The following is a 2062-nucleotide window of genomic DNA, read 5'->3' on the forward strand; positions in this document are numbered from 1 at the left end:
CGGTCGTCGTCGTCGCGGTCGTCGTCGCGGTCGTCGTCGAAGTCGTCCTCGTCGTCCGCCGCTGCGTCGTCACCGGCCGCCAGATCGGTGTCGGGCTGGGCCGGAACCGCACCGGGAGCGCCCGGACCAGCGGCGATCTCCTCGGCCTCGTCCTCGTCGTCACCCTCGATGACCACGCCGTCGAGTTCGAGCAGACGCTCGGCCGCGTCGGTCTCGCTCTCGGTGTCCACGTCCGCCGCGCGGGAGAACCACTCGCGGGCCTCCTCGCGCCGACCCACCGCGAGCAGGGCGTCGGCGTACGCGTACCGCAACCGCGCGGTCCACGGCGCGGTGGTCTCACTGGTGAGGTCCGGGACCTGGAGCATCGCCACGGCGGCGTCCTTCTGCCCGAGGTCACCCCGGGCGCCGGCGGCGACGATCAGCAACTCGATCGCGACGGCCTGGTCCAGCTTGTCCTGGTCGGCGCCACGGAACAGGTCGATGGCCCGCTCCGGCCGCCCCAGGGCGCGCTCACAGTCCGCGAGCACGGCGATGTGACTCTGCAGGCCACTCATCCGGTGGTACGTGCGCAGCTCGGCGATCGCCGTCTGCCACTCCCCCGCGTGGTACGCGGCCAGGCCCACGGCCTCCCGGACGGCGGAGATGCGCGAGGCGAGTCGACGGGCCGCCAGCGCGTGCGCCAGCGCCTCCGCCGGGTCCTCGTCGATCAACTGACCGGTGGCGACCAGGTGCCGGGCCACCGTCTCGGCGACCGGCTTGTTCAGCGACAGCAGCTCGGCGCGGACGTCCTTGTCGAGGTCGGTCGCGACGATGTCGTCCGGCAGTGCCGGGGCGGACGTACGCCCACCCTCGTACGACTCGGAGGCCGCACCACGGTCGTCGCGGCGGAACTCCCCGTCGCGACGCGGCCGGTCGTCGGCCCGGAAACCACCCTCGCGGTCACCGCCCCGGAAGCCGCCCTCACGGGGGCCGCTGGGACGGGAGCCGTCCCGGTCACCGCCCCGGAAGCTGCCACCCTCGCGACGGTCGCCACCACGGAAGCCACCGTCACGGTCGCCACCCCGGAAACCACCCTCGCGCGGGGCGCCGCCCTCACGACGGTCACCGCCCCGGAAGCCACCGTCACGGTCGCCACCACGGAAGCCACCCTCACGCGGCGGGCCGGAACGGCCACGGTCGCCGCCCTGGTAACCACCCTCGCGGCGGTCGCCACCGCGGAAACCGCCCTCGCGGTCACCGCCACGGAAACCACCGTCACGCGGAGCGCCCGGACGTGAGCCGCCACGGTCGCCGCCTCGGAAGCCACCGTCGCGGTCGCCGCCCCGGAAGCCACCCTCACGCGGCCCGCTGGGACGGGAGCCCTCGCGGAAGCCACCCTCACGGCGGTCGCCACCGCGGAAACCACCGTCGCGGTCACCGCTGCGGAAGCCACCCTCACGCGGCGGGCCGGAACGGCCACGGTCGCCGCCCTGGTAACCACCCTCGCGGCGGTCGCCGCCGCGGAAGCCACCGTCGCGGTCGCCGCCCCGGAAGCCACCCTCACGCGGCCCGCTGGGACGGGAGCCCTCGCGGAAGCCACCCTCACGGCGGTCGCCACCGCGGAAACCACCCTCGCGGTCGCCGCCCCGGAAGCCACCTTCGCGACGGTCGCCGCCACGGAAACCGCCCTCGCGGTCACCGCTGCGGAAGCCGCCCTCGCGGTCACCGCTGCGGAAGCCACCCTCACGCGGCGGGCCGGAACGGCCACGGTCGCCACCCTGGTAACCACCCTCACGACGGTCACCGCCGCGGAAACCACCCTCGCGGTCGCCGCCCCGGAAGCCACCCTCACGGCGGTCACCACCACGGAAACCACCGTCGCGGTCACCACCGCGGAAGCCACCCTCACGCGGCGGACCGGAACGGCCACGGTCGCCACCCTGGTAACCACCCTCACGACGGTCACCACCACGGAAACCACCGTCACGGTCACCACCGCGGAAGCCACCCTCACGCGGCGGACCGGAACGGCCACGGTCGCCACCCTGGTAACCACCCTCACGACGGTCACCACCACGGAACG

General features: G+C 74.6%; 1 pseudogene. It reads right to left on the reverse strand.

The features are described from left to right. Window positions 1–740: pseudogene (locus ABZS77_RS27115) on the reverse strand (hypothetical protein); the annotation flags it as partial. Window positions 741–2062: the final 1322 nt, after the last annotated feature.

It is taken from the genome of Micromonospora sp. NPDC005298 (assembly GCF_040607375.1).
Classification (GTDB): domain Bacteria; phylum Actinomycetota; class Actinomycetes; order Mycobacteriales; family Micromonosporaceae; genus Micromonospora.